This window comes from Gemmobacter megaterium (assembly GCF_900156815.1).
Lineage (GTDB): Bacteria > Pseudomonadota > Alphaproteobacteria > Rhodobacterales > Rhodobacteraceae > Wagnerdoeblera > Wagnerdoeblera megaterium.
The window spans coordinates 266,811-292,029 of the sequence record NZ_FTOT01000002.1 but is presented as its reverse complement, the minus strand read 5'-3'; the positions used below and the strand labels follow the sequence as shown (position 1 = coordinate 292,029).

Here is a 25,219-nt window from a genome sequence, read left to right as displayed (position 1 = left end):
CGGCCTGACGCCGCTTGCCGCGTTCCGCCATGGGTTCGACCGGATCGGAACAGACTGATCACGCTGGACATGCCGGATCGCGGCAAGGTCTGGTCATATCGGTCGATGCGATGGGCGGAGATCGCGGCCCTTCGGCTGTTGTTTCGGGCGTGGCAGCGGTTATCGCTGCCAACCCTGATGTCCGCGTGATCCTGCATGGCGACGAAGCCGTTTTGCGCCCGCTTCTAGACAAGAAGCCGGGCCTTTCGTCCATGGTGGAACTGCGTCACGCCCCACGGGTGGTGACGATGGAGGACAAGCCGAGCCAGGTCATGCGGCATGGCGAAGGCACGTCGATGTGGTCCTGCATCGAGGCCGTGCGCTCGGGCGAGGCGGCGGCGGCGGTGTCTTGTGGCAATACCGGCGCGCTGATGGCGGTTTCCATGATCCGTCTGCGCCGGATGCCCGGCGTGAACCGTCCGGCCATCGCCTGTCTGTGGCCCAGCCGGAACCCCGGCGGGTTCAATGTGATGCTGGACGTTGGCGCCGACGTAAAGGCGGATGCGCCCGACCTGCTGCAATATGCCCTGATGGGGGCGTCCTATGCGCGGAACGGCCTTGGTCTGGCGCGGCCGCGCGTGGGGTTGCTGAATGTCGGCACCGAAGAGCACAAGGGCCGGGCAGAGCTGAAGGCCGCGCATGATCTGATCGGTCCGGCCACCGGGGCGGGTGGCTTTGACTATGTCGGGTTCGTCGAAGGCGGGGATATCCCCTCTGACCGGGTCGATGTGATCGTGACCGATGGTTTCACCGGAAACATCGCGCTCAAGACCGGCGAGGGCACGGCCCGGTTTGTCGGCGATGCGCTGCGCGCGGCGTTCAATGCGACGTTCCTGTCCAAGATTGCCGCGTTGCTGGCGCTGACCTCATTGAAGCGGTTGCAGACGCGGATTGATCCGCGCCGGGTGAATGGCGGGGTCTTTCTGGGGTTGAACGGCACGGTTGTGAAATCCCATGGGTCGGCCGATGCGATGGGCGTCGAGGCTGCGATCGGTCTGGCCTGCCGGCTCGCTCGCGCAGGGTTCATCGAACGACTGGCCGCGCGGGTTGCATCTGCCGGTGCGGCGGGGCAGGATACGGCCGGGCAGGGGGAAGGAGCCGCGTTCAATTCATGACAATCCGCGCCGTCGTACGGGGCGTTGGGCATTATTTGCCCGAACGCGTGGTCCCCAACAGCGAATTCGAGAAAACCCTCGACACCACCGACGCCTGGATCAGGTCGCGCTCTGGTATCCAGCAGCGGCATTTCGCGGCCGAGGGGCAGGCGACCTCTGATCTGGCCATCCGTGCCGCTCAGGCGGCACTGGCCGATGCCGGTATGCCGGCGGACAGCATCGACGCGATTGTCGTGGCAACCTCGACACCGGATTTCACGTTTCCCTCGGTGGCCACCATGGTTCAGGCCGGGCTGGGGACGACACGGGGCTTTGCCTATGATGTGCAGGCGGTCTGTGCCGGATTCGTCTTTGCGCTGGCCAACGCCAACGGGCTGATTCTGTCGGGACAGGCCCGCCGCGTTCTGGTGATCGGTGCAGAGACCTTTTCGCGCATCATGGACTGGACTGACCGCGGCACCTGCGTGCTGTTCGGTGATGGCGCCGGTGCCCTGGTGCTGGAGGCCCAAGACGGGACGGGTGCGGTCGCAGATCGCGGGATCCTGTCGGTCGATCTGCATTCCGACGGACGCTACCGCGACCTGTTGTATGTCGATGGCGGGGTGTCCTCGACCGGACAGGCCGGGTATCTGCGGATGCAGGGGAATGCCGTTTTCAAACATGCGGTGCAGAAGCTGGCTGAAACCGCCCATACCGCATTGGACAAGGCCGGGCTGAGCGGCGCCGATGTGGACTGGATCGTGCCGCATCAGGCCAATCTGCGCATCATTACGGCCACTGCCGAACGGATGCAGGTTCCCATGGAGCGGGTGATCGTCACCGTGCAGGACCATGGCAACACTTCGGCCGCGTCGATCCCCCTGGCGCTTTCGGTCGGCAAGGCGCGCGGGCAGATCAAGCAGGGTGATTTGCTGGTGACAGAGGCCATCGGCGGCGGTCTGGCCTGGGGCGCGGTGGTGCTGCGCTGGTAGGCGTCAAGGCGCCACTGCAAGCCATTGATATTGACTCGGAAAATTGGCTGGCCCATTCTGCCCCAAACACCGGGGGGACGGTATGGGCGAAAAGACTCTGACACGCATGGATCTGAGCGAAGCCGTATTCCGAGAGGTCGGGCTGTCGCGCAATGAATCGGCGCAACTTGTTGAATCGGTTCTGCAACATGTCTCGGATGCGCTGGTCGCCGGAGAGACGGTGAAGATTTCCTCGTTCGGCACCTTCTCGGTGCGGGACAAGGCCGCCCGCGTTGGTCGCAATCCCAAGACGGGCGAAGAGGTGCCGATTTCGCCGCGCCGCGTGCTGTCCTTCCGGCCCTCGCACCTGATGAAGGATCGCGTGGCGGCTGGCAAAGGCTGAAGGGCGCAGGGCGGATGGAAAAATCGCCCGATGCGTTCCGCACGATCAGCGAGGTCGCCGACCTGCTGGAGGTGCCTGCGCATGTTCTGCGGTTCTGGGAAAGCCGGTTCACGCAGATCCGCCCGGTGAAACGGGCCGGTGGGCGGCGGTATTATCGACCAACGGATGTCGCGCTGCTGGCGGGCATCCGGCGTCTGTTGCACGATCAGGGCATCACGATCCGCGGTGTGCAGAAGATCCTGCGCGAACAGGGTGTCCGGCATGTCTGTGAATTGGCGGATCAGGGGCTTGCCTCCGATGCGCAGCAGGAATGGTCCGATGAGGATGCGACTGTCGTGGCCCCGCCGCCAGCCGGGGCAGAGCGGGTGATCCCGTGGCCCGGCCCGCGCCAGCCCGATGCCGCGCTGCCTTTGCCTGCGGGCGCAGTGGAGAACGCGGAGACGCAGCCCCAGGCCGATGGGCCGAGCGGGCCGTCAGATCCGCCCCTGCCGGACAGCGCCCTGTCAGCGCCGGACCTGTCAGCGCCGGACACCCAGCCCGCCCCATCGCTGGATGCGTTGGACGAAGCGGCGCTGCACGAACCTGCGGAGCATCTCATGGTCGAGGCGGCGCCTGCTGCGTCAGGCGGAACACTCTCGATCCCGCCCGAGCCGGTGGCGGACGACCAACCATCTGTCACAGACCATGCGCCGCTCACTGCGGCCGAGGAGGATGATATGCTGCGCGCCCCGCCAGAGGCGCCACCGGCGGGGACGTCTGCCGAAGGGCATCTCGCGGGGGATGATCCCCCGGTGCCGGACCTTTCCGATCCCTCCGGCGCCGCGGCCCATCCGTTCGAAGGGTTGCCATTGTTCGCGCAGCCCCCTGCGCCGGTTTCGCTGTCGGCGCCCGTCCTGCGGGTGCCCGAGACAGCCCAATCGTCGGCACCCGATGACATGCAGTACGATATGCCTTTGCTGGCAAGGCATATCCGGCGGATTTCGCCCTCGGCCCAGAACCGCATGATCCTGCGAGACATTGCCCGCGACCTGCGTCTGTTGCGTGATCGCATCGACGGGGGGCATGTGTGATCGCAATAGGTTTGGCGTGACGCGATTTCGCCCTTGCTCCTGCGCGGAATATGGGTATGTATCCCCCTCGTCGGGCCGTGGCGCAGCCTGGTTAGCGCGTCCGTCTGGGGGGCGGAAGGTCGTGAGTTCGAATCTCACCGGCCCGACCATTACCGAAACCGCCCGCCTGCCATTCGGCAGCGCGGGCGGTTCCGTTTTCCAAGGGGGCTATCATGGGTGACGGCGTTCTGCCTGCTCAGACGATCCGGCAGATGATCGCCGATGGTGCCATCGCCGCCGATCCCGCCGTTCCGCCGGGGCAGATACAGCCAGCCAGCCTGGATTTGCGATTGGGCATGGTGGCCTATCGCGTGCGCGCGTCGTTCCTGGCCGGGCAGGGGCAGCGGGTCGCGGACCGGATTGCCGAATTCGAGATGCATCGGGTGGATCTGACCCATGGCGCTGTGCTGGAGAAGGGCTGCGTCTATGTCGTGCCTTTGATGGAACATCTCGCGTTGCCGGGGGATGTCGGCGGAGTGGCCAATGCCAAAAGCTCGACCGGGCGGCTGGATCTTCTGACCCGGACGATCACGGATGGCGGTGTGGAATTCGACAGGATCCCGGCAGGGTATCACGGCCCGCTGTATGCCGAGATCTGTCCGCGCAGTTTTTCGGTATTGGTGCGGCCGGGAATGCGGCTGAATCAGCTGCGCCTGCGCCGGGGGAATGCGATGCTGGACGATGCCGCCTTGGCGGCTCTCCATGCGCGGGAACCGTTGGTGTCGGGCGAGCCGCTGATTTCCGGCGGGCTGGGGTTCTCTGTGGACCTGCGCCCAAAGGACGGCGATCTGGTGGGCTACCGCGCCAAGCCGCATACCGGCGTGATCGACCTGGACCGGGTCGGCGCCTATGATCCTGCCGACTTCTGGGAAGAGGTGCACAGCGCCCAGGGACGCATCATCCTGGACCCCGGCGCTTTCTATATTCTTGTCAGCCGCGAGGCCGTGACAATCCCGCCGGATCATGCGGCTGAAATGGCGCCCTATCTTGCGATGGTCGGGGAATTCCGGGTGCATTACGCCGGGTTTTTCGATCCTGGGTTCGGCCATGCCGCTGCGGGGGGCGCGGGCAGCCGGGGGGTGCTCGAAGTGCGCTGCCACGAGGCGCCCTTTGTGCTGGAGCATGGGCAGGTGGTGGGCCGGCTGGTGTATGAACGCATGACCGAGCGCCCGGATACGCTGTACGGCGCTGGAATCGCGTCCAATTATCAGGGCCAGGGGTTGAAGCTGTCCAAGCATTTCCGGGGCTGATCCGTCTGTCGGCGCCCGTGGCCTGCGTCGGATGGCTGCGGTGTGTATACCCGGATCAGGGCGCAAGGGCCGTGTGATCGCATCGCTGCAATGGCCATGCTGCGCAACGCAAGGCCGCGGCGGCCCTGGTGGGCGCACCGCGGCCGGAGTGCCGGATCGGGGCTCAGTTGGTGCAGGGGATCGGGATCTCCACCACCTCGGCGCCTTTGCGGGTGCGGATGGTGCAGACCCTTGCGGCTTCTACCGGCGCGATTTCCTCGCGCTCGATGCCCAGCAGCCCGCGTTTGTCGACATCGGCGGCGGCGGCCTGGGTGTCGTCGGCGATACCTACCAGCGACAAGGCCAGTCGGCCGGTCATTTGCGCCTGGGCGAGCCGGGCAACCTGCTGCGGCGAGATTTCAACCGTCACGGTGCGGGCCGCGCTGGAAGAGCCGCCTTCCGTGTTCTGGTCGATGGCGACGATATTGATGCCGGATTCGATCAGCTTGGTGATCTCGCCAGAGCGTTCGTCGGTGAGGCCGGCCGTCGTGCCGGTCCAGTAGATATCCACCCGGTCGCCGGGGCGCAGAAAGCCCGATACACCGGACGAGGCATCGACGCGGATGGTAAAGGCCCGCATCCCGCGACCAAGGCGGGTGTTCAGGCCCGCATCCTCGCCGGGTTCCGTGACCTTGGAGACGAGCAGGGGTTCAAACTTTTCCATCTGGCGGATCACGGTACGTTGGCGGGCGCCATCGCCGGGGAACAGCAGTGCCGGATCCTGGAACGTGTTCTCGGGCAGGGCGTTCTTTGGCCAGGCGACCTTGACCACATCATCCGGGGTCAGCACATGGCCGAAGGGCAGGGGCTTCTTGGCGACGAACACCTCGACCGTCGGCACGATGCGCCGCAAGGCCGCTTGCTCGCGCGCCTTGGTCACGTTGATGAATTGCGACGTTTTCCAGGCGGCAAAGCCAGCGAGCGCGATCCCGAGCACCATGACCAACGAAAATACCATACGCATCTCAGTCTTCCTCGATCTGACGGCCAGCCCCCTTGGCTTTCGGCCGAGTCACCCGTTCAGTTCCCCAGGTTGCGCGATGCCAGATCGGCAATCGCCTGTCCCCAGTTCACCGATTCGTTCAGGACCGGAATGATGAACAGCATACACAGCCCGATCACACCGGCAGTCAGGACAACGAAATCGGCCGAGACCGCGCCGTCCTCGTTCGTCATGAAGTCGTTCGCAACCCGCTTCACTGGTGTCTCCCGGTTCCGCTTCCGCCCCGTGCGGCGCTATTGGAAAAGAGTGTCGGTGGAATGTGGCGAAAACAGGGAGGTTGTACGGAAGCTCGATGAACAATCGTGGCGTCAATCGCCGCGCGATGCCTGGGGATGCGAAAGAGGAAAGGCCGCGCCCGTGGCGCGGCCTTTGCCTGAGTTTACCAGAGCGGCGGCTATCAGTAGCCGACGACGGTTTCTTCGATCTTGAGGGCCATTTCATCGGCCACGGTGGTGATGCCACCGCCGACGGTCTGGATGACGATGACGCCCAAGCCCACGATGGCGGCGGTCAGCACGACCCAGTCAACGGTCACGGCGCCCGATTCGTCGGCACGGAATTTTTTCAGCAGCGAGAAGAGTTTCATGGTCTTGTCCTTTGGTTTCTTGCGACCAGCGCCCTGTGGCACGATCAGCCGCGATATCGGGAAATCAGGTTGCCAGGGGGCTATCAGTAGCCGACGACGGTTTCTTCGATCTTGAGGGCCATTTCATCGGCCACGGTGGTGATGCCACCGCCGACGGTCTGGATGACGATGACGCCCAGGCCCACGATGGCGGCGGTCAGCACGACCCAGTCAACGGTCACGGCGCCCGATTCGTCGGCACGGAATTTTTTCAGCAGCGAGAAGAGTTTCATTCTGGAGTCCTTCCAACAGGATGTTTGCTCGGTTCAGTTCGCCGGTCTGGAGTGCGTCATCCCGGCCTCTGTTCCGGTCTGCCTTCCGTCTTGGCATGAGTGGATATGGCCTTTGAATCGTGGCACGAGTTGGGCAGGTATCGGGTATTTTCGGACTAATCAAACTATCCAAATTTTAATCTAATTACTTGATATTAAATAGTAATTTGTATGAAGTCTGATGACTCCCCTGGCGGATCGCGGCAGATTTGCCGCTTTTGCCGGGCGATTGCCGCAGCGATCACGCAAGACTTCTGAAATCGGGTATATTCTGGCAAACTGGCGCAAAGCCGGGCAATAACGGGCAGAGCAGTGATGTTGCAGTTTCAAGTTGGGCGGCGCCTCGCAACGGGGGCGCGTATCGGCCTATGTGCGGGTGTCGTTGCCGCCGCACTGGCGGCTGCGCCGGGATGGGCCGAAGCCCCGACCAACGATTTCACCTTCAAACGGGTCAAGGTGCCTGCCGCCGGCGAAAAGCGCGCGCTGGTGCAGATCGACCCGGCGGAACAGGCGCGACTGCTGGCGATCCCCGCGGCCCGGCCGGAACCGCAGGTCTCCGTCGAAGGGGGGGCGGTGGCCCCGCCGCCGCCCTCTGGTGCGCCTGGCTTGTTCGACTGGTATTGGGCGGAGGTGACGCCAACGCTGGGCTCCGTGACGGGACGCTTTGGCAAGGCGCTGGAGATGCTGGGCAAGGCGCCGGGTGGGGGCAGCGTGGCGGCGCCGCGGATGCAGGCCATGCAGGATATGGCGAACCGCTTTGGCACAGAGATCCTCAAGGCGACCATCGGCACACGGGTTTCTCCGGCGCTGGTGCTGGCGGTGATGGGGATCGAAAGCGGTGGCCGCGCCGATGCGGTCAGCAGTGCCGGAGCGGTCGGGCTGATGCAGTTGATCCCGGCCACGGCGAGCCGCTTCGGGGTGACGGACAGCACGGATCCGGTGCAGAACCTGCGCGGAGGGGTCGCCTATCTCGACTGGTTGATGAAGCATTTCGACGGCGATCCGCTGATGGTGCTGGCGGCCTATAATGCGGGGGAGGGGGCGGTCAAAACCAACGGTGGCGTTCCCCCCTATGCCGAAACCCGCGCCTATGTGCCCAAGGTGCTGGCGGCCTGGCAGGTGGCCCAGGGGCTGTGTGCGACCCCCCCGGAACTGGTCAGCGATCCATGCGTGTTCAAGGTGATCGCCGCCGGCGGCTAAAGCTCGATCTCGGGCTCTGCCGGTGAGTCGGTCTCCGGCACGATCACGGGCGGCTTGCGGCGGATCAGGATGTCGCCGTTCGGCAGCTTGACCGGGGCATCATAGGCGCGCATGTCGCCGATCATTTCCGCTAGCGACCGCAGCATGGGTTCCATTGCCTGCAACTGCCCGGCCATTTCATCCAGCGCCGGTTCCATCTCTGCCATCAGGCCGCGAAACAGCAGCCGCGCGCCTTCGCCCAGCAGACTTAGCCCCTGATCCATCTCGCTGTCTGCCGGTGGTGCGGCCGCGGGCGGATCGTCAGCCGCCGCAGGGGCGGTTGTCAGCAGCAGGAGGGCAAGGGCAACGGACACACGCATAGGCGCAGATTAGCCCCGCATCGGGACAACGTCACGACGGCAAATCCAGCGTCACCGGGAAGTGATCCGACGCTGCCAGAAGGGCCTGTCGCAACTCGGGGGTTTTCCAGCAGACCGGATCGTCGAAAGGATGCCAGATCCGCCATTTCGGCCGCCTGGCGGCCAGAGAGGGCGAAACCAGGATATAGTCCAGCAGCGCCGAAAAGTACCGTTCGGTTTCCTTGCTGTAAAATCGTGCGCTGGACGGCCCGCCGCCCATGGGCCGCCGCAGCGCCTCCATGGCATGTGGATCGTGCAGGCGCATCGGCCCGCTGATCGAACATCCTGCCATTTCGGCGCATCCCATGACGATCTCGACCCCGGAGATGCCGAAAACCCCTTCGAAGGAATCGATGCCGGGTCCGTCGTTCAGGTCGCCCATCACGATCAGATCGTCGCCAGCCGTCAGATGGGCTTCGATGCGCCTCCGCAGCCAGATGCACTGGGCCAACTGCTTGCGGCGGTTCGCCAAGCCCAGCCGCCAGACATCGGCCTTGGTGCGCGCGCCGTGCGGTGCCTTGGATTTTGCATGGGCGCCGATCAGGCGGAATGGCGTTCCTCTGGCAGGCGTGACGGCCAGTTCCAGCGGTGGGCGGGCGAAGCGTATCAGCTCGGCCCCGTTGCCATTGCCAAGGTCTATTGTGGCGTCGCCATCGAAGCGTGGCGCGTTGTCGGAATGCTGCGGATCGACCGCCACGCTCATCCTGTCGGGATCATACAGCAGCGCGAGTTCCTGCTCTGTGTCGCTGCGATACCCCATGATGGCGCGGCGGGTGCGCAGGCCACATACCTCGGCCAGCGTTTCCAGCGCGCGCACCGTGCTGCGGCGTCGGTTGTCGTCGGGTGCCTCGACGATGAACACCGCATCGGCATCCATTGCGGCCAGAACGATTCCGATGCCAACCAGCTGTTCGCGCCGTGTCACGCGGTATCTGGCCGATGGTCCGTCATCGTCCAGCGGTTCGCCGTCGTCATCGAACAGCGCGTTCATCCATTCGATGTTCCAGGTTGCCAGTCGCATCACGCCGCGCGTGCCTGGCTGATCTCCTCCCAGGCCGCATTGATGGCAATCAGGCGCTGCTCGGCCAACCGGACGGCTTCGGGCGGCACCCCGCGCGCCTGAATGCGATCCGGGTGGTTCTCCTTGACTGCCGTGCGCCAGGCCGCGCGGATCTCTTCCAGCGGTGCGTCATGGTCAACGTCCAGCACATCATAAGGATCATGCGGAAGGTTCGGAACATGGCGTTCGCGCAACCCTCTGAAGCAGCATTCGCGCAGGCCGAAGATCCCGGCAACGTCGCGCAGGAACGCATCTTCCGCCTCGTGGTAGTCGCCGTCGGCCACCGCAATGCGGAACAGTCCCTCCATGATGTCCATCAGCGTCTCGCGGTCGCCTGCGAACATCCGCGCGATCTTGCGGGCATAGGCGTCATACCCGGCCACGTCCTGACGGGCGAGATTGAAGACACGGGCCGCATTCGCCTCTTCCTGTGGCGGGATGAAAAAGATCTGGCGAAAGGCGCGCACCTCGTCGCGGGTCACTTCGCCATCGGCCTTGGCCATCTTGGCGCCCAGACCGATGATGGCGATGGTGAAGGCGATCGAACGCTCTGGCGGGGTACGCAGGCGGTCGAACACAGCCGCCAGCCCCTCGCCATTGGCAAGGGCGGCCAGTGCTTCGGAAATGCGGGTCCAGATCGACATGGTGCCAGCATAACGGCGGCGCCCGGCGCTGTCAGGTCAGAACTTTCTGCATCAGCACAAGATCCCAGTAGCGGTCGAATTTCCAGCCCGCTTCGGGGATGACGCCGACTTCGGCATAGCCAAGCGCCGCATGAAACGCACGGCCCTGCGGGTTGCCGCCCGACACCGCCGCCACCATGATATGGTATCCTTGGCGGCGGGCGTGATCTTCGGCGGCGGCCATCAGCGCGCGTCCCACGCCCTTGCCCTGCGCGGCCGGCGCGAGGATGATGGTGTGCTCCATCGCCCGGCCATAGCCGACCCCGGCGCGAAACTGGCCATAGGTGACAAAGCCCAGAATCGCCCCGTCAACTTCCGCCACAAGAAACGCCTGTCCTGCCAGAGGCTTGGCTTCGATTGTCGCGCGCAGCTCTGTCTCGGTCTTTTCCGTCGGGTTGAAGGTGACAAGGGTCTCGCGGATCAGCGGGTTCCAGAAGGCGAGTATCGCGGGGGCATCGTCTGGCCGGGCCGCGCGGATCACAGCCGACGCTCTCCCTGCGGGGTGGAGAAGGTGGCGGACAGGCCGGGGGCCCCTTGCGTCACCACAAGGCGCGGATCTGCGATCAACGCGGCCAGGGTCTGCCGCAGCGCATCGGCCTCGGGATGGCTCAGCCGAAGGCCGGTCAGCCGAACGCCATGATCCGGCAGGCGTGGGGCGGGATGGGCGCTGCCATCCCAGCGGATCAACGCCGGAAACACGCCGTCGAATGGCAGTCGCCCGTCATCGGGAACCGCCATCTGCCAGCGCAGATCGCCCCGCGCCAGTTCCATGGGCCGCCCCACCCCGGCAGGGCAGGCGGCAAGCGCGGTCGCCATGTCGTCACAGGCACAGACCCAGCTTGCCAATCGGGGCGGGCCGGCGAAACGGTCAAGATCGAACCACCGCGGCCGCCCCGGCGGCGGTGCGGTGGGGTTGATGGCGATCACCTCCAGGTATTCCCCGGCGCCCAGCGACAGCAGGCGGTTGTGCGTGCCCATTGCCACATGCTCACCCCCCGGTGCCAATGCCACCCCAAGGGCGTTCTCTGCCGCTGTGACGCCCGTCTCCAGTCCGGTGCAGGCGACCGCGACATGATCCAGCCACAGCATCACAGATGCTCCCCAAAGAAGGCCAGCAGCCGCGCCCACAGCTCTGGTTCGTGGTCAAAGTCGTAGCCATGCCCCTGATCCTTGCCGATCATCAGATCGACGGCCTTGCCCTGCGCGCGCAATGTCGCGGCGATGTTCAGGGTCTGCTCATGGGGCCAGACCGGATCGGCATCGCCGACCGACAGAAAGACCGGAACGCGCAGCCGGTCGAGCGGCAGCGGCGTTCCAGGCGCCAGCGCGGCCTCTTCGCCGGGCCAGACAAGGGCGCGCGGCGCCTCTGGTCCCGGTCTGCGCCGATGCTCCCCCGACAGGAAGTTCGCCGGGTCGAAGGCTTGCGTCACGAAATCTGCCCCGGCATGGCTGGCAACCGCCTTGAAGGGCCCTTCGGCACCCTGAAGCGCCGACGCGATCAGCACCAGACCGCCCCCGAACGACCAGCCAAACACCCCCACGCCCCGGCAGCGCGGATGCCGCGCCAATATATGCCCGGCCGCAATCAACTCTGGCAACGGCACATCGGCAATCGGCCCTGCGTGCCACAAATCCCCGGCACCATAGGCCCAGGGGGCTGCCAACATGCCATGTGCGGCCAGGATCGCGGCGAAGCGATGGCTCCATCCGGCGGCGGGCCCTTCCGATCCGTGGACGATCACCACGCCGGGCAGGGCCTCTCCGATGGCCGGGCCGTAGACCGCCAGCCCGTCCATCATGTCCAGTGTCAGTGCCATGCCCGCTCCTGCGCCCGAGTCCCTGGCGCGCAGACTGCCGCGCCCCCGCCAAAGGCGCAATGGCCTGTCTGCGATCCGGCGCGGTCCTGCCGCGCCGAGGAACCGGATATCGCGCCGAAGGCTGCTGACCCTGCCAGCCGTGCGGCAATCGCTTGCCTCGACCGGCCGACAGGGCCTGCGGCGGCGGCCAAAGGACGAGGCGCCCGCCCCCGGCGGCGCCTTCAGGCAGACCGCGCTGCGCGGATCAGCTTGAGGATGTCACGCGCCGCATCGGGAATGTTGGTGCCCGGCCCAAAGATCGCCTTTACCCCGCGATCGTAAAGATACTGGTAATCCTGCTGCGGGATGACCCCGCCGCAGATCACCAGAATGTCCCCGGCACCTGCGGCCTGCAGCGCCTCGACCAGTTTGGGCGCCAGCGTCTTGTGTCCGGCGGCCTGCGAGGAAATGCCGACGATATGCACGTCATTGTCGATGGCATCCTGTGCGGCTTCTTCTGGGGTCTGGAACAGCGGCCCGACATCGACGTCAAAGCCGATGTCGGCAAAGGCGGTGGCAATCACCTTGGCACCGCGATCATGGCCGTCCTGGCCCATCTTGACCACCAGCATCCGCGGGCGGCGGCCCTCTTCGGCGGCGAAATCCTCGACATCCTTCTGGATGGCGGCAAAGCCCTCGTCGCCCTCGTAGGCGGCCCCGTATACCCCTGCCAATGTCTTCACCTCTGCCCGATGCCGTCCGAAAGTCCCTTCCATGGCCAGCGAGATTTCCCCCACGCTGGCACGAGCGCGGGCACATTCGACCGCGGCCTCCAGCAGGTTGCCGCCCTCGACGGTGCGCCGGCCCAGTTCCAGCAGCGCCGCCTCGCATTTCGCCTCGTCGCGGGTGGCGCGCATCTGCTCCAGCCGGGCAATCTGGGAATCGCGGACCTTGGTGTTGTCGATCTCCAGGATGTCGATCGGATCCTGCTTGGCCAGCTTGTACTTGTTGACGCCGACGATCACATCTTCGCCCCGGTCGATCAGCGCCTGGCGCCGTGCGGCGGTTTCCTCGATCCGCAGCTTGGGCATCCCGCTGGCCACGGCCTTGGTCATGCCGCCCATCGCCTCGACCTCTTCGATCAGCGCCCAGGCCTTTTCGGCCAGTTCCGCTGTCAGGCTTTCGACGTAATACGACCCGGCCAGCGGATCGACGACATGGGTGATGCCGGTTTCCTCTTGCAGGATCAACTGGGTGTTGCGCGCGATGCGGGCGCTGAATTCGGTCGGCAGCGCAATGGCCTCGTCGAGGGCATTGGTGTGCAGCGATTGCGTGCCCCCCAGCGCCGCCGCCATCGCCTCATAGGCGGTGCGGATCACGTTGTTATAGGGATCCTGTTCCTGCAACGACACGCCCGAGGTCTGGCAATGGGTGCGCAGCATCAGGCTGCCGGGTTTCTTCGGCTCGAATTCCTGCATGATGCGCGTCCACAACAGGCGCGCGGCGCGCAGCTTGGCCGCCTCCATGAAGAAGTTCATGCCGATGGCAAAGAAGAACGACAGCCGCCCGGCGAACGCATCCACATCCATGCCTGCGGCAATCGCGGCGCGCACATATTCGCGGCCATCGGCCAGGGTAAAGGCCAGCTCCTGCACCAGGTTCGCGCCGGCCTCCTGCATGTGGTAGCCAGAGATCGAGATGCTGTTGAACTTCGGCATCTCCTTCGAGGTGTATTCGATGATGTCCGCAATGATCCGCATCGAGGGCTCGGGCGGATAGATATAGGTGTTGCGGACCATGAATTCCTTGAGGATGTCGTTCTGGATCGTGCCCGACAGCAGCGCGCGGTCGTGGCCCTGTTCCTCGCCGGTGACAATGAAATTGGCCAGAATCGGGATCACAGCGCCATTCATCGTCATCGACACCGACACCTTGTCCAGCGGGATGCCGTCGAACAGGATCTTCATGTCCTCGACGCTGTCGATGGCCACACCCGCCTTGCCGACATCGCCCACCACGCGGGGATGGTCGCTATCATAGCCGCGATGGGTGGCCAGATCGAAGGCTACCGACACGCCCTGTTGCCCGGCCGCCAGAGCCTTGCGGTAGAAGGCATTCGATTCCTCGGCGGTGGAAAAGCCCGCATATTGCCGGATCGTCCAGGGCCGCCCGGCATACATCGTGGCACGGACCCCACGGGTAAAGGGCGCCACGCCGGGGATTTCGCCGATCTGGGGCAGGCCCTTGACGTCCTCCTCGGTGTAAAGCGGTTTGACCCGGATGCCTTCCAGCGTGTTCCAGGCCAGTTTCTCGTCGGGATCGGCGCCCTTGAGTTCCTTGCTTGCCAGCTGGCGCCATTGATCGAGCTTGTCGGCCACGCCCATTCTCCTTGGTCTGATGCGGGGAACTCCCCGGATTGTCTTGGGTTTCGCGGCGCCCGCCCCTATGTATGGGGAACAAGGGAGGCGCGATGAAACCGCTCTATGTTCTGCTTGCGGCCCTGTGGCCGCTGATGGTCGGGCCGGTGCAGGCCCTGGAATTTGATGCCAAGCCCGCGGACGAGGTGGTGATGGCGGACCAGATGTTCGTCACCCGCCCCATTCTGGTCTTTGCCGACAGTCCGAACGATCCGAATTTCCAGCGCCAGCTGGAGTTGCTGGCCCGCAATCCCGACGCCTTGGCGGAACGCGATGTTGTGGTGGTGTTCGATGCCGATCCCGCCGCGCGCAGCGAATGGCGGCAGCGATACCGCCCGCGCGGCTTTTCGCTGGTGCTGCTGGACAAGGATTTGCAACCCGTGATCCGCAAGCCGCTGCCCTGGGATGTGCGCGAGATCATCGCAGCCATCGACAAGTTTCCCCTGCGCCGCCAGGAAGTGCTGGAACGGCACCCCTCGGGGCGGTAGGGCGACGCGGGCGGCACGCCGCCTGCGTCCGTCTGTGGCTGGATCGAACCTTGCCGCATGGATGGCCCCTTCGGGTGACGCTCACTCGAACTCCATGATCACATCGTCCACCTTCAGGCTGGCGCCGGGGGCGGCGTTGATCTTCTTGATCACGGCCTTCTTTTCGGCGCGCAGGATGTTTTCCATCTTCATCGCCTCGACGGTGGCCAGGGCCTGACCTTCCTGCACCTCGTCCCCTTCGGAGACGTTGATCTTCACCACCAGACCCGGCATCGGGCACAGCAGGAAGCGCGAGGTGTCGGGCGGCAGTTTTTCCGGCATCAGCTTGGCCAGTTCCGCCGCGCGCGGGGTGCGGACATGAACCTTGAGATCCGCGCCGCGCAGCCGCAGGCGGAAGCCCATCGGGATCTCGCCCACTTTCATCACCACCGGCGCGCCATCGACGGTCGTGCGGGCCAGCTGGCTACCGGGCGTCCAGTCCGACGTCACGCGATGCGCCGCGCCATCGGTAAAGGTCACGGTCGCCCCGTCGCGGTCGGCGTCGATCTTTACCGCAAGTTCATGCCCGCCGACCGATACCACCCAATCATTGCCGACCCGGCGCTGATGGTTGTCCATGGTGCCAGAGATGCGGGTGCGGCGGATCTCGGCCAGCCGGTTCATCGCGGCTGCGGCGGCGGCCACCTTGCGCAACTGGGACTCGTCCAGCGCGGCGCCCTGGAACCCATCGGGGTATTCCTCGGCGATGAAGGCGGTGGTCATGTCGCCTGCGACGAATTTCGGATGGTCCATCACGGCGGCAACAAAGGGCAGGTTGTGCCCGATGCCCTCCACCTCGAACGTGTCCAGCGCCAGGCGCATTTCCTCGATCGCGGCTTCGCGGGTGGGCGCCCAGGTGCACAGCTTGGCGATCATCGGGTCGTAGAACATGCTGATCTCGCCCCCCTCATAGACGCCGGTGTCATTGCGCACGATGCCGCCGCGGGTCGTCTCGCCCTCGGCTGGCGGCCGATAGCGCGTCAGGCGGCCGATCGAGGGCAGGAAGTTGCGATAGGGATCCTCGGCGTACAGCCGCGATTCCATCGCCCAGCCGTTGATCTTCAGATCCCCCTGGGCGAAGGGCAGCGGTTCGCCTGCGGCCACGCGGATCATCTGTTCCACCAGGTCGATCCCGGTGATCAGTTCGGTGACAGGGTGTTCCACCTGAAGGCGGGTGTTCATTTCCAGGAAATAGAAGTTGCGATTCCCGTCGACGATGAATTCCACCGTGCCCGCGCTGGTATAGCCCACCGCCTTGGCCAGGGCACAGGCCTGTTCGCCCATCGCCTTGCGCGTGGCCTCGTCCAGGAACGGCGAAGGTGCTTCTTCGATGACCTTCTGGTTGCGCCGCTGGATGCTGCATTCGCGCTCGTGCAGATAGACGCAGTTGCCTTTCTTGTCGGCCAGCACCTGAATTTCGATGTGGCGCGGTTGCGTCACGAATTTCTCGATAAAGATCCGGTCGTCGCCAAAGCTGTTGGCGGCTTCGTTCTTGGACGATTCAAAGCCTTCCTTGACCTCGGATTCCGACCAGGCGATGCGCATCCCTTTGCCGCCGCCGCCCGCAGAGGCCTTGATCATCACCGGATAGCCGATCTCGTTCGAGATCTTCACGGCCTCATCCGCGTCGGCAATCAGGCCCATATAGCCGGGCACGGTCGAGACACCGGCCTCTTGCGCCAGTTTTTTCGAGGTGATCTTGTCCCCCATCGCCTCGATGGCCGGGCTGGGCGGGCCGATGAACACCACGCCTTCCTTTTCCAGGGCGGCGGCAAAGTTCATGTTTTCGGACAGAAAGCCATAACCGGGGTGCACGGCTTCGGCGCCGGTCTGCCGGATGGCCTGCATGATCTTGTCGATCACGATATAGGACTGGTTCGCAGGCGACGGGCCGATATGCACCGCCTCGTCTGCCATGCGCACATGCAGCGCGTTGCGATCGGCGTCGGAATAGACCGCAACCGTCTGGATGCCCATCTTGCGCGCGGTCTTGATGACACGGCAGGCGATCTCGCCCCGGTTGGCGATCAGGATCTTCTTGAACATTGGTCCTCCTGGGATGCGCGCGGGACTGCGGGCGCAAGACATGAAAAAACCACCCGAGGCCGCAGGCTCCGGGTGGTTTGCAACAGGGCGGGGCGCCGCAGCGAAGCGGCGCGGATCAGATCAGTAGCGCGGACGGCACGGCGGCAGGCCGACGTTGACGCCGCAGGTCGCGGCACCGGCCAGGCCACCGACAACGGCGCCGGTAAGCGCGCTGCCCCCCGTGGCATCGGCGATGACGGCACCCGCGACGGCGCCACCGGCACCGCGCGACATGGGATCCTGCATACAGCCGGCAAGCGGCGCGATGAGGAACGGAAGAAGAATGAGCTTGCGCATGGGGAACTGCCTCGTTTGCGGTGTTCTGGTTGTATGAACGCAGAGTCCCGCAACGCGGTTCCCGCTGCAATGGCAATACCGATCAACTTTCCGGGCGCGGCGAAATTCCGCCCGGTTCCGGCGCGATCCCGGTCGGGAAAAGTGCGCCCGGCCGACAGGCGGTCCGGGCGCAAGTCATGGGAAGGGGGGTGATCCAGCAGGATCGGGCCGACACGACGCACACGCGCCAGCCTGCACCCAGCATTCGGTGCCGATGCCATCTGTGCAAGCGGTACGTTGCGCCCCGCGGCGGGATGCGCGGCAGTTCGCCGGTTGCGCAGGGACATCGGCGGGGTCATGCCTCGTCCTCGTCGTCCAGATCCTCGTCGTCCCAATCGTCCTCGTCAGGCGACCACGGGCCTTCGGGTTCGGCAAAGACTTCGGGAAAGGCGGCGCGGGCGCGTTTGACGTCGATGCGCAGCAGTGCGTCATACGAGGCCGGGTTGAACGGATCTTCGGCCGGCACCACTTCGCGGCCGAACAGCCAGGACAGGCGGCCGGCATCCAGATTGCCGCGCTCGAACGGGTCTTCGCCGAACTGTTCCCAAAGGGCCTGCATGAAGCCCTGATCGGCCATGCGATCGGGATAGGCGCGGTCGGCATAGCGTTCGCGCCGGATGATCTTGGTTGCGCCGTCCTTGTTGGCGCGGCGAATGACGAATTGAAAATCCGTACCGGGCAGTCGGCCCGGAAACCCGCGATGTTTCAGCATCGGGAACTCCTTCCGGCCATGGCGCGCGGAAGGCTTGCTCCGGGCAGGCCCGTGCCTGCCCGCGAGCGATGACCTGTTGTCAGATCACTTGTACTTGCCGGTGTAGACCGGCGCGGCGGGAACCGGCTCGGTGACATAGACCGGCTCTTCTTTCTTGGCGCAGGCCGCAACGAAGGCGACCAGCATGAGTGCCGAGGTGGCGCGAAGGGTAAAGGACATCCACTGCTCCTGTTATCCGGGTTCGTCCGGGCGGATGTGGTGCCCGGCGACGGCTGCAATACCACGGCCATGAACGGGCCGCGAGGCAATATCATAGCGTATGCGCATGGCTTCGCCCATGGCATCGCCGCCATAGATCCGCCTTGTGGCTGGCCTGCATCACAGGCGGAGGCATCGCGTGACCGCATCAGAACGCCTCCCATACGCAGGTGCCATCCTGGATCGAATAGGCTTCGAAGAACTGTGTCGCCTCGGGGGTGATCACGCCGAACTCCACCGGCCTGTCCGACAACGAGATCACCACCTCGGCCGGGCGCGGCCCGGTGATGGTGTCGATTCGCGGCAGGGCATAGGTGGCGCACAGGTGATCCATGTCGGCGACTGCGGTTTCGAAATCTATCGTTCCGCCAAATCGCGCGATCTGCGGCGCGACAAAGCGGAAACGGGCGGTCAATCCGGCGGGGCCGGGTGCGTTCAGGACGACGTCCTGCAAGGTCACGGGTTGCCCGGATGGAACAGGTACCAGTTCCTGCCCGAAGGCAGGAGATACTGTCAGCAATGCGACGGCCCAGGCCCCGCGCATCGCAGGATCACAACGGGATGTTGTCGTGCTTTTTCCACGGGTTCGAGAGCTTCTTGTTCCGAAGGCTCGCAAAGGCCCGTGCCACCCGGCGGCGCGTCGAATGTGGCATGATCACCTCGTCGATGAAGCCCTTTTCGGCCGCGACAAAGGGGTTGGCGAAGCGGTCTTCGTAATCCTTGGTGCGGGCTGCGATCTTGTCCTTGTCGGCCAGTTCGCTGCGATACAGGATTTCGACCGCCCCCTTGGCGCCCATCACGGCAATTTCTGCCGTTGGCCAGGCATAGTTGAAATCGCCGCGCAGGTGTTTGGAGGCCATCACGTCATAGGCGCCGCCATAGGCCTTGCGGGTGATCACCGTCACCTTGGGCACGGTCGCCTCGCCATAGGCGAACAGCAGCTTTGCCCCGTGCTTGATGACGCCGCCATATTCCTGGCCCGTTCCGGGCAGGAAGCCCGGAACATCCACAAGCGTCAGGATCGGCACCTCGAAGGCATCGCAGAACCGGACGAATCGCGCGGCCTTGCGGCTGCTGTCGATATCCAGACATCCGGCCAGCACCATCGGCTGGTTCGCCACCACGCCGACCGTCTGCCCTTCGATTCGGACAAAGCCGGTGATGATGTTGCCAGCGTAATCCTTCTGGATCTCGAAGAAGTCGCCTTCGTCGGCAACCTTCGTGATCAGCTCCTTCATGTCATAGGGCTGGTTCGGGTTGTCGGGGATCAGGCTGTCGAGGCTGGATTCCACCCGCGCCGGATCATCAAAGAACGGGCGCACCGGGGCCTTTTCGCGGTTCGACAACGGCAGAAAATCGAACAGGCGGCGGGTTTCGGCAATCGCCTCGACATCGTTTTCATAGGCGCCGTCGGCCACGCTGGATTTCTTGGTGTGGGTGATGGCGCCGCCCAGTTCCTCGGCCGTCACCACCTCGTTCGTCACGGTTTTGACCACGTCGGGGCCGGTGACAAACATGTAGCTGCTGTCCTTCACCATGAAGATGAAGTCGGTCATCGCGGGCGAATAGACGGCCCCGCCTGCGCAGGGGCCCATGATCAGGCTGATCTGCGGCACCACACCGCTGGCCATGATGTTGCGCTGGAACACATCCGCATAGCCGGCCAGAGAGGCCACGCCTTCCTGAATCCGTGCGCCGCCCGAGTCGTTCATGCCGATCACCGGGGCGCCATTCTGCATCGCCATGTCCATGATCTTGCAGATCTTCTGGGCATGGGTTTCCGACAGCGAGCCGCCAAAGACCGTGAAATCCTGCGAAAAGACATAGACTTGGCGCCCGTTGATCGTGCCCCAGCCTGTCACCACGCCATCCCCCGCAGGGCGGTCCTGTTCCATGCCGAAATCGGTGCAGCGATGGGCGACGAACATGTCGAATTCTTCGAACGAGCCTTCGTCAAGCAACAGCTCTATCCGTTCGCGCGCGGTCAGTTTGCCCTTGGCGTGCTGCGCCGCGATCCGGCGTTCGCCCCCGCCCATACGCGCCACGGCGCGGCGGTCTTCGAGCTCTTGCAGGATGTCCTTCATCGCAGTCTCCCCGTTCTGTCGCGGCGACCATAGGGCAGGGCGATGCTGTGACAAAGAAGAAATCAGAAAATTTGCAAATATTGTGCAATATCAAATCTGATAATTGCAAATCAGCTAATCGTGCCGATCTGTCAGACCCGACCGCCGGATCGAGACCCGGCATCGGCGACGTTGACAGGGGTACAGGCCACGCCCATACCCGCGACGGAACCGAAGGAGCGCAGGATGGAAGACAGATACGTCGAGATCGTTGTGGATGGCCAGCCGCCCTATGCGCGCCATCTGGGCATCAGGGTCGTGTCGGCCACGCCCGAGGAAGTGGTGGCCGAGATGCCCGTGACCGAGGCGCTGATCAATCGCAACGGTGTGCTGCACGGTGGCGCGTTGATGTCGCTTGCGGACAATACCGGCGGCACGGCGACCTTTCTGCATGTGGCCGAGGACGAATTCACCACCACTTCGGAAAGCAAGACCAACTTCTTCCGGTCGCTGGAATTCGGCGATACCGCGCGGGCGGTGGCACGGTTGCTGCACAACGGGCGGACAACCAAGGTGTGGCAGACCTCTGTCTACCGCGGGGATGGCAAGCTGGCGGCGCAGGTGACGCAGACCCAGATGATCCTGAAGCGCAACGCGCGCGGCTGACGCCAGCCTTTCATGGATCGCCCTTTCGGTGGGGAATCGTGCCGGGCCCCGAAACGGGGCCCGGCGGTTTTTCAGGCGTCGATCTTGGAGAATTCGTGATCCGATCCCTTCTTCTTGGGCTTGTCGCTGCGGTCGAGCCCAAGGAGCAGCACAATGTTCTTGGCGACATACAGCGTGGACCATGTGCCAAGGAACACGCCCAGCAGCATGGCGAAGACAAAGCCCCGGATCACGTCGCCGCCGAACACGATCAGCGCGGTCAGCGCAAGGATCGTGGTGATCGCTGTCATCAACGTTCGTCCAAGGGTTTCGTTCGTGGTCAAGTTCATCATGTCGCGTAGCGGCATGGATTTGTATTTGGCCATGTTTTCGCGCAGGCGGTCAAAGATGACGACCGTGTCATTGACCGAATAGCCAAGGATGGTCAGCAGCGCGGCCACGATGGTCAGGTCGAACCTGAGCTGGAACAACGAATAGATCCCGACCGTGACGATCACGTCATGCAGAAGCGCGACAACCAGACCCACCGCGAACTGCCATTCGAACCGCAGCCAGATATAGATCAGGATGCCGACCGATCCGGCCGCGACCGCCGCCAGTGCAAGCCAGATCAACTCGGACGATACTTTCGGCCCGACGGATTCGACCGAGGGGAAAGTGATCGCCGGATCCACCGCCTTGAGCGCGGCTTCGATGCTCGTGATGATCTCGGGCGTGATCGCCTCGTCGCCTTCCTGCGCCTGGATGCGGATCATGGCGACATGCTGGTTGTCGCGGAAGGTCGGGTCAAAGACCTGCGTGATCGCCACATCGCCCAGGTCCAGCGGTGTCAGCGCGGTCCGGTAGATGCCCACATCCACCGCCTGGGTCGATTCTGTCCGGATGGTTGTGCCCCCCCGGAAGTCGATGCCAAAGTTCAGCCCCATTGTGGCGATCAGCACGATCGACGCGGCCATCATCGCCATCGAGGTGCCGAAGGTCGCCCATTGCCAGCGGAAGAAGTTGATCTTGGTATCGTTGGGGATCAGCGTGATGAACCCCTTGAGCGGCGCGCTGCGGGGCTTGCGGAGGCTGTTCCAGGTGTGGATCAGCAGGCGCGTCACATAGACCGCGGTGAACATCGAGGTGATGATCCCGATCCCCAGCGTCACGGCAAAGCCGCGCACCGGACCAGAGCCGACCGAGAACATGATCACCGCCGTCAGCAGGCCGGTGATGTTCGAATCCATGATCGCCGACAGCGCCTTGTCAAAGCCCAGCTCGATGGCACGCCCTGCCGGTTTGCCCAATCGCAATTCTTCTCGGGCGCGTTCGAAGATCAGAACGTTGGCATCCACCGCCATGCCCATCGTCAGGACGATGCCCGCGATGCCGGGCAGGGTGAGCGTTGCGCCCAGTGCCGAGAGGATGGCAAGGATCAGCAGCACGTTGATGGTCAGGGCCACGTTGGCGATCATGCCGTAGGTGCCATAGACCGCAACCATGAAGACGATGACGGCCACCATGGCGATGATCGAGGCGGTCTTGCCTGCGTCGATGCTGTCCTGGCCCAGTTCCGGGCCGACGGTGCGTTCTTCCAGAAAGTCCATGCCAGCGGGCAAGGCACCGGCGCGCAGCAGAACGGCAAGCTGGGTGCTTTCCTCGACCGTGAAGCGCCCGGTGATGATGCCCGAGCCGCCGGGAATGTGGCTCTGGATCGTCGGTGCCGAAATCACCTCGTCATCCAGCACGATGGCAAAGGGGCGGCCGATGTTGTTGGCCGTATAATCCCCAAAGACCCGCGCGCCCGATGGGTTGAAGCGGAAGTTCACCGCCGGGCGACCGTTCTGGTCAAAGGCGGGCTGGGCATCGACCAGTTCCTCGCCGGTGACGACGGGCAACTGTTCGATGATGTAGTAAACCCCCGGCTGATCCATCGAGGGCAGCACCGTGGCGCCGACCGGCGCCACCTCATCGGCGCTGGAGGCCACGCCAATGACAGGGTTGAAGGTCAGTTTCGCCGTGGTCCCGATCAGCGCCTTGAGTTCGGCCGCCGAACCGATGCCGGGCACCTGAATCAGGATACGGTCGGCACCCTGACGCTGGATCGTCGGCTCGCGGGTGCCCACCTCGTCCACGCGGCGGCGGATGATTTCCAGGCTTTGCCGCATTGTCCGGTCGTCCATCCCGGCGCGTTCGGCATCGGACAGGCGAATGGTCAGCGTATTGGCGGCGGTCGAGACCTCGATGTCGTTCTGGCCCACGCCGGTCAGGCTGACGACAGGGGTGGCCAGCTTGCGGATCGCATCTGCCGCCGCCTGCATCCCGTCGGGGTTGCCGATTTCCACCTTCAGCTCGCCAGGGGCGCCGGTGATGCGGCGTATCGCGCCGACCTGATCACGCTGGGCGCGCAGCGTGTCGCGCACCTCGGGCCAGAAGCTGTCCATGCGCGCGGCATAGACATCCTGCACCCGCACTTCGGCCAGCAGATGCGCGCCCCCGCGCAGGTCAAGCCCCAGCGCGACCAGGCTGGACGGCAACCAGTTCGGCCAGCCGGCCAGTTCAGAGGTTTGTTCGGGCGTCAGCGTCGCGCCGGTCTCGATCAGCGCAGCGGCATCGTTGTGCTTTTCCACTTGCGTGTAAAAGGCGTTGGGCATGGCGGCCAGAAGGCCCCAAAGACAGATGCCCCAGATGATGAGGCGTTTCCACAAGGCGGTGTTTTGCATGGGTGGTGTCCAGAAGCGCCCGTGCGGATCATGCCATCGGGCACGCTGGGACGGGCGGGTCAACGGAGAGGAACGCCTCTGACGTGGGGCAGGGCGGCGAAAGATGGGCGATCAGGCCAGCGGCGGTGCGCGCGGGGCCTGTCGGGCGCAGGGCTGATCCGGGGGGCAGGCGGCAATTGCCGCGACACGGCCTTGGGGTGTCGGATGCCAGGCAGGGCCGATGCTGCGCAGGGCGGCAAGGATCAGGCCGGGGGGCGCGCCCGGACCGCGATCCTCGGTTGCGCGTTTGACCATGACAGCGGCGCGGGGTGTCTGGCCCTTGTCGCCTTGCAGCGTCGCGGTGGTCAGCAACGCCTCTGCCGGACCGGCGCCGGCCGTGCGACCGGCGATGCGCGGTTGCCACAGAACGGCCACGGCAAGCACCATGAACAAGGCGAGAAGCCTTGCCCCCGTCAGGCGTAGCTGGGATGCCGGAGCGTTCATTCGCCACAGGTCGCATATTCCACGCCGGAAGGCAAACGGGGCACGCGGCTCGGTGCGGATCATGGCAAGGGCGAACCCATGCGAAAGCGATAGAACAGGTTGGGTTCTGCCACCACAAAGATGGACCCGTCCGGCCCCACCGCCAGCCCCTCGGCCTGCCCGATCCCAGCCGCAAGGCCGCTTTGCCCGCCACCCAGCCCCATGCGCCCGATCAGGCGGTCGGTCTGGTCATATTCCACCACTGCCGAGGACAGGTGGCTCAGCAACAGTAGATGCCCCGTCGCTTCGTGCAGGGTCAGCGAAGACAGGTCCAGCGTTTCCAGCGAGGACAGGCTTGCGGGATACCACTCGGAGACCTGCGGGGCCGCGGATGTCAGGCGGGCCGCGCTGTCGAACCCTTCCAGGATCAGGGCGCGCATTGGCAGCATTTCCTGTGCAAGGAACAGCCGCCCGTGCCGTGCGTCCCAGGAGATTCCCTCGATCCCCATGTTCCGCCAGGCGCCGATCCCCGTTGCGACCCGCGTGTCGGGCGCTGCCGCAAGGCGCCGCGTGCCCGCGTTGATCGTCACGCGGTGCAGGCTCTGGTCGCCTTCGTCGGCAATCAGGAACACCTCGCCAGCCACATGCGTGATGCCTTCGGGGTCGAGATACCCGTCCAGCGGGATCAGGGTCACAAGCTGGCCGTCCGGCGTCAGTTCCACCACCTGTGGCGGGCGGTTCGTCACGGAAAACAACGTGCCTGTCGCGTCGGAATAGGTCAGCCCCGACAGGTTGTCGGCAACCTCGTGGATGGGCGCGCGGTCGATGTCGGCGACATATCCACGGGCAAGCAGCCCGCCGCCCACCAGTGCCGGCGGAGACAGGACCGCCGAAAGGGCGGCCGCTGCGCCAGCCATCACGATCAGGGCCAAGACCGTCGGTTTTCGCAGTGCAGGGGGCATGTCGGTTCCGCCACGAACAGCTCAGCGGCGCGCGCGACGCCTTTGCCAAAGCCCTAGCCGTGCAGGGTGGTCGCCGTCCAGAGG

The 25,219-nt window shown here is 64.8% G+C and carries 28 protein-coding genes and 1 tRNA gene; 9 read left to right on the top strand and 20 right to left on the bottom strand.

Annotated elements, in window-relative coordinates:
• Positions 1-29: 29 nt before the first annotated feature.
• The 6 genes from plsX to BW970_RS05845 all read left to right on the top strand — a co-directional run bounded on the left by plsX (position 30) and on the right by BW970_RS05845 (position 4,866).
• The gene (plsX, locus tag BW970_RS05870) at positions 30-1,154 is read left to right on the top strand and encodes a phosphate acyltransferase PlsX (RefSeq protein WP_076529485.1); all 1,125 of its coding nucleotides are present in this window, start codon (positions 30-32) and stop codon (positions 1,152-1,154) included.
• Positions 1,151-2,125 carry a beta-ketoacyl-ACP synthase III gene (locus tag BW970_RS05865; protein WP_076529484.1) on the top strand — a complete coding sequence of 325 codons (975 nt, stop codon included), beginning with the start codon at positions 1,151-1,153 and terminating at the stop codon, positions 2,123-2,125. The genes plsX and BW970_RS05865 overlap by 4 nt, the downstream gene beginning before the upstream one ends.
• An 82-nt stretch (positions 2,126-2,207) precedes the next feature.
• Complete coding sequence (gene ihfA, locus BW970_RS05860; RefSeq protein WP_076529483.1) at positions 2,208-2,507, top strand: integration host factor subunit alpha; 300 nt, start codon at positions 2,208-2,210, stop codon at positions 2,505-2,507.
• Between the two features lie 14 nt (positions 2,508-2,521).
• Complete coding sequence (locus tag BW970_RS21070) at positions 2,522-3,577, top strand: MerR family transcriptional regulator (protein WP_229740461.1); 1,056 nt, start codon at positions 2,522-2,524, stop codon at positions 3,575-3,577.
• A gap of 71 nt (positions 3,578-3,648) precedes the next feature.
• Positions 3,649-3,726, top strand: a tRNA-Pro gene (locus BW970_RS05850).
• 63 nt (positions 3,727-3,789) lie between these two features.
• A complete protein-coding gene (locus BW970_RS05845; protein WP_076529482.1) occupies positions 3,790-4,866 on the top strand; it encodes a 2'-deoxycytidine 5'-triphosphate deaminase in 1,077 nt (358 codons plus the stop codon).
• 163 nt (positions 4,867-5,029) lie between these two features.
• On the opposite strand, the gene cpaB is transcribed toward BW970_RS05845, so the two are convergent.
• The 4 genes from cpaB to BW970_RS05825 all read right to left on the bottom strand — a co-directional run bounded on the left by cpaB (position 5,030) and on the right by BW970_RS05825 (position 6,766).
• Positions 5,030-5,869 carry a Flp pilus assembly protein CpaB gene (cpaB, locus tag BW970_RS05840; protein WP_076529481.1) on the bottom strand — a complete coding sequence of 280 codons (840 nt, stop codon included), beginning with the start codon at positions 5,867-5,869 and terminating at the stop codon, positions 5,030-5,032.
• Positions 5,870-5,925: 56 nt separating this feature from the next.
• Positions 5,926-6,105: a hypothetical protein gene (locus BW970_RS05835; RefSeq protein WP_076529480.1), complete on the bottom strand. Its 180-nt coding sequence runs from the start codon at positions 6,103-6,105 to the stop codon at positions 5,926-5,928.
• Between the two features lie 200 nt (positions 6,106-6,305).
• Positions 6,306-6,494: a Flp family type IVb pilin gene (locus BW970_RS05830; protein WP_076529479.1), complete on the bottom strand. Its 189-nt coding sequence runs from the start codon at positions 6,492-6,494 to the stop codon at positions 6,306-6,308.
• Between the two features lie 83 nt (positions 6,495-6,577).
• The gene (locus tag BW970_RS05825) at positions 6,578-6,766 is read right to left on the bottom strand and encodes a Flp family type IVb pilin (protein WP_076529479.1); all 189 of its coding nucleotides are present in this window, start codon (positions 6,764-6,766) and stop codon (positions 6,578-6,580) included.
• A gap of 399 nt (positions 6,767-7,165) precedes the next feature.
• Here BW970_RS05825 and BW970_RS05820 point away from each other — a divergent pair, with 399 nt between their 5' ends.
• Positions 7,166-8,005: a lytic transglycosylase domain-containing protein gene (locus BW970_RS05820; RefSeq protein WP_407645263.1), complete on the top strand. Its 840-nt coding sequence runs from the start codon at positions 7,166-7,168 to the stop codon at positions 8,003-8,005.
• Here the strand turns inward: BW970_RS05820 and BW970_RS05815 are convergent.
• The 7 genes from BW970_RS05815 to scpA all read right to left on the bottom strand — a co-directional run bounded on the left by BW970_RS05815 (position 8,002) and on the right by scpA (position 14,320).
• Complete coding sequence (locus tag BW970_RS05815) at positions 8,002-8,364, bottom strand: hypothetical protein (protein WP_076529477.1); 363 nt, start codon at positions 8,362-8,364, stop codon at positions 8,002-8,004. The two genes, BW970_RS05820 and BW970_RS05815, sit on opposite strands and share 4 nt — an antisense overlap.
• A 31-nt stretch (positions 8,365-8,395) precedes the next feature.
• The gene (locus BW970_RS05810; RefSeq protein ID WP_076529476.1) at positions 8,396-9,424 is read right to left on the bottom strand and encodes an endonuclease/exonuclease/phosphatase family protein; all 1,029 of its coding nucleotides are present in this window, start codon (positions 9,422-9,424) and stop codon (positions 8,396-8,398) included.
• A complete protein-coding gene (locus BW970_RS05805; RefSeq protein ID WP_076529475.1) occupies positions 9,424-10,107 on the bottom strand; it encodes a molecular chaperone DjiA in 684 nt (227 codons plus the stop codon). The genes BW970_RS05810 and BW970_RS05805 overlap by 1 nt, the downstream gene beginning before the upstream one ends.
• 31 nt (positions 10,108-10,138) lie before the next feature.
• Positions 10,139-10,627, bottom strand: coding sequence for a GNAT family N-acetyltransferase (locus BW970_RS05800; protein WP_076529474.1), 489 nt, complete (start codon positions 10,625-10,627; stop codon positions 10,139-10,141).
• A complete protein-coding gene (locus tag BW970_RS05795) occupies positions 10,624-11,235 on the bottom strand; it encodes a VOC family protein (protein WP_076529473.1) in 612 nt (203 codons plus the stop codon). Before BW970_RS05795 ends, BW970_RS05800 begins: the two co-directional genes overlap by 4 nt.
• Positions 11,235-11,963, bottom strand: a complete 729-nt coding sequence (locus BW970_RS05790) for an alpha/beta hydrolase family protein (protein WP_076529472.1) — start codon at positions 11,961-11,963, stop codon at positions 11,235-11,237. The genes BW970_RS05795 and BW970_RS05790 overlap by 1 nt, the downstream gene beginning before the upstream one ends.
• 221 nt (positions 11,964-12,184) lie before the next feature.
• Positions 12,185-14,320: a methylmalonyl-CoA mutase gene (gene scpA / locus BW970_RS05785; protein ID WP_144038884.1), complete on the bottom strand. Its 2,136-nt coding sequence runs from the start codon at positions 14,318-14,320 to the stop codon at positions 12,185-12,187.
• Positions 14,321-14,412: 92 nt separating this feature from the next.
• On the opposite strand from scpA, the gene BW970_RS05780 reads away from it, so the two are divergent.
• Entirely contained in the window at positions 14,413-14,847 is a 435-nt protein-coding gene (locus BW970_RS05780; RefSeq protein ID WP_076529470.1) for a DUF4174 domain-containing protein, read from the top strand.
• 81 nt (positions 14,848-14,928) lie between these two features.
• On the opposite strand, the gene BW970_RS05775 is transcribed toward BW970_RS05780, so the two are convergent.
• The 6 genes from BW970_RS05775 to BW970_RS05755 form a co-directional block, all read right to left on the bottom strand.
• Complete coding sequence (locus BW970_RS05775; protein WP_076529469.1) at positions 14,929-16,932, bottom strand: acetyl-CoA carboxylase biotin carboxylase subunit; 2,004 nt, start codon at positions 16,930-16,932, stop codon at positions 14,929-14,931.
• A gap of 120 nt (positions 16,933-17,052) precedes the next feature.
• Positions 17,053-17,268: a hypothetical protein gene (locus tag BW970_RS05770; RefSeq protein WP_076529468.1), complete on the bottom strand. Its 216-nt coding sequence runs from the start codon at positions 17,266-17,268 to the stop codon at positions 17,053-17,055.
• Positions 17,269-17,602: 334 nt separating this feature from the next.
• Entirely contained in the window at positions 17,603-18,019 is a 417-nt protein-coding gene (locus BW970_RS05765) for a hypothetical protein (protein ID WP_076529467.1), read from the bottom strand.
• A gap of 84 nt (positions 18,020-18,103) precedes the next feature.
• A complete protein-coding gene (locus BW970_RS21230; RefSeq protein WP_268235087.1) occupies positions 18,104-18,238 on the bottom strand; it encodes a hypothetical protein in 135 nt (44 codons plus the stop codon).
• A 187-nt stretch (positions 18,239-18,425) separates the two neighbouring features.
• Complete coding sequence (locus BW970_RS05760) at positions 18,426-18,821, bottom strand: DUF6497 family protein (RefSeq protein WP_076529466.1); 396 nt, start codon at positions 18,819-18,821, stop codon at positions 18,426-18,428.
• A gap of 7 nt (positions 18,822-18,828) precedes the next feature.
• Positions 18,829-20,361: an acyl-CoA carboxylase subunit beta gene (locus tag BW970_RS05755; protein ID WP_076529465.1), complete on the bottom strand. Its 1,533-nt coding sequence runs from the start codon at positions 20,359-20,361 to the stop codon at positions 18,829-18,831.
• 225 nt (positions 20,362-20,586) lie between these two features.
• On the opposite strand from BW970_RS05755, the gene BW970_RS05750 reads away from it, so the two are divergent.
• Positions 20,587-21,006: a PaaI family thioesterase gene (locus BW970_RS05750; protein ID WP_076529464.1), complete on the top strand. Its 420-nt coding sequence runs from the start codon at positions 20,587-20,589 to the stop codon at positions 21,004-21,006.
• A gap of 71 nt (positions 21,007-21,077) precedes the next feature.
• On the opposite strand, the gene secD is transcribed toward BW970_RS05750, so the two are convergent.
• The 3 genes from secD to BW970_RS05735 all read right to left on the bottom strand — a co-directional run bounded on the left by secD (position 21,078) and on the right by BW970_RS05735 (position 25,135).
• Entirely contained in the window at positions 21,078-23,711 is a 2,634-nt protein-coding gene (gene secD / locus BW970_RS05745; protein ID WP_076529463.1) for a protein translocase subunit SecD, read from the bottom strand.
• A gap of 111 nt (positions 23,712-23,822) precedes the next feature.
• Positions 23,823-24,194, bottom strand: a complete 372-nt coding sequence (locus BW970_RS05740; RefSeq protein ID WP_144038883.1) for a hypothetical protein — start codon at positions 24,192-24,194, stop codon at positions 23,823-23,825.
• A gap of 59 nt (positions 24,195-24,253) precedes the next feature.
• On the bottom strand, positions 24,254-25,135 hold the full coding sequence (locus BW970_RS05735) for an SdiA-regulated domain-containing protein (protein WP_076529461.1): 882 nt from the start codon (positions 25,133-25,135) through the stop codon (positions 24,254-24,256).
• Positions 25,136-25,219 lie beyond the last annotated feature (84 nt).

Coding starts and splice junctions, on each gene's coding strand:
- plsX (WP_076529485.1), top strand. CDS start 30: ATGGGTTCGACCGGATCGGAACAGACTGATCACGCTGGACATGCCGGA.
- ihfA (WP_076529483.1), top strand. CDS start 2,208: ATGGGCGAAAAGACTCTGACACGCATGGATCTGAGCGAAGCCGTATTC.
- BW970_RS05775 (WP_076529469.1), bottom strand. CDS start 16,932: ATGTTCAAGAAGATCCTGATCGCCAACCGGGGCGAGATCGCCTGCCGT.
- BW970_RS05765 (WP_076529467.1), bottom strand. CDS start 18,019: ATGCTGAAACATCGCGGGTTTCCGGGCCGACTGCCCGGTACGGATTTT.
- BW970_RS21230 (WP_268235087.1), bottom strand. CDS start 18,238: ATGTCCTTTACCCTTCGCGCCACCTCGGCACTCATGCTGGTCGCCTTC.
- BW970_RS05810 (WP_076529476.1), bottom strand. CDS start 9,424: ATGCGACTGGCAACCTGGAACATCGAATGGATGAACGCGCTGTTCGAT.
- BW970_RS05825 (WP_076529479.1), bottom strand. CDS start 6,766: ATGAAACTCTTCTCGCTGCTGAAAAAATTCCGTGCCGACGAATCGGGC.
- BW970_RS05830 (WP_076529479.1), bottom strand. CDS start 6,494: ATGAAACTCTTCTCGCTGCTGAAAAAATTCCGTGCCGACGAATCGGGC.
- BW970_RS05865 (WP_076529484.1), top strand. CDS start 1,151: ATGACAATCCGCGCCGTCGTACGGGGCGTTGGGCATTATTTGCCCGAA.
- BW970_RS05770 (WP_076529468.1), bottom strand. CDS start 17,268: ATGCGCAAGCTCATTCTTCTTCCGTTCCTCATCGCGCCGCTTGCCGGC.
- secD (WP_076529463.1), bottom strand. CDS start 23,711: ATGCAAAACACCGCCTTGTGGAAACGCCTCATCATCTGGGGCATCTGT.
- BW970_RS05750 (WP_076529464.1), top strand. CDS start 20,587: ATGGAAGACAGATACGTCGAGATCGTTGTGGATGGCCAGCCGCCCTAT.
- BW970_RS05790 (WP_076529472.1), bottom strand. CDS start 11,963: ATGGCACTGACACTGGACATGATGGACGGGCTGGCGGTCTACGGCCCG.
- BW970_RS05795 (WP_076529473.1), bottom strand. CDS start 11,235: ATGCTGTGGCTGGATCATGTCGCGGTCGCCTGCACCGGACTGGAGACG.
- cpaB (WP_076529481.1), bottom strand. CDS start 5,869: ATGCGTATGGTATTTTCGTTGGTCATGGTGCTCGGGATCGCGCTCGCT.
- BW970_RS05755 (WP_076529465.1), bottom strand. CDS start 20,361: ATGAAGGACATCCTGCAAGAGCTCGAAGACCGCCGCGCCGTGGCGCGT.
- BW970_RS05740 (WP_144038883.1), bottom strand. CDS start 24,194: ATGAACGCTCCGGCATCCCAGCTACGCCTGACGGGGGCAAGGCTTCTC.
- BW970_RS05805 (WP_076529475.1), bottom strand. CDS start 10,107: ATGTCGATCTGGACCCGCATTTCCGAAGCACTGGCCGCCCTTGCCAAT.
- BW970_RS05735 (WP_076529461.1), bottom strand. CDS start 25,135: ATGCCCCCTGCACTGCGAAAACCGACGGTCTTGGCCCTGATCGTGATG.
- BW970_RS05845 (WP_076529482.1), top strand. CDS start 3,790: ATGGGTGACGGCGTTCTGCCTGCTCAGACGATCCGGCAGATGATCGCC.
- BW970_RS05760 (WP_076529466.1), bottom strand. CDS start 18,821: ATGCGCGGGGCCTGGGCCGTCGCATTGCTGACAGTATCTCCTGCCTTC.
- BW970_RS05815 (WP_076529477.1), bottom strand. CDS start 8,364: ATGCGTGTGTCCGTTGCCCTTGCCCTCCTGCTGCTGACAACCGCCCCT.
- BW970_RS21070 (WP_229740461.1), top strand. CDS start 2,522: ATGGAAAAATCGCCCGATGCGTTCCGCACGATCAGCGAGGTCGCCGAC.
- BW970_RS05780 (WP_076529470.1), top strand. CDS start 14,413: ATGAAACCGCTCTATGTTCTGCTTGCGGCCCTGTGGCCGCTGATGGTC.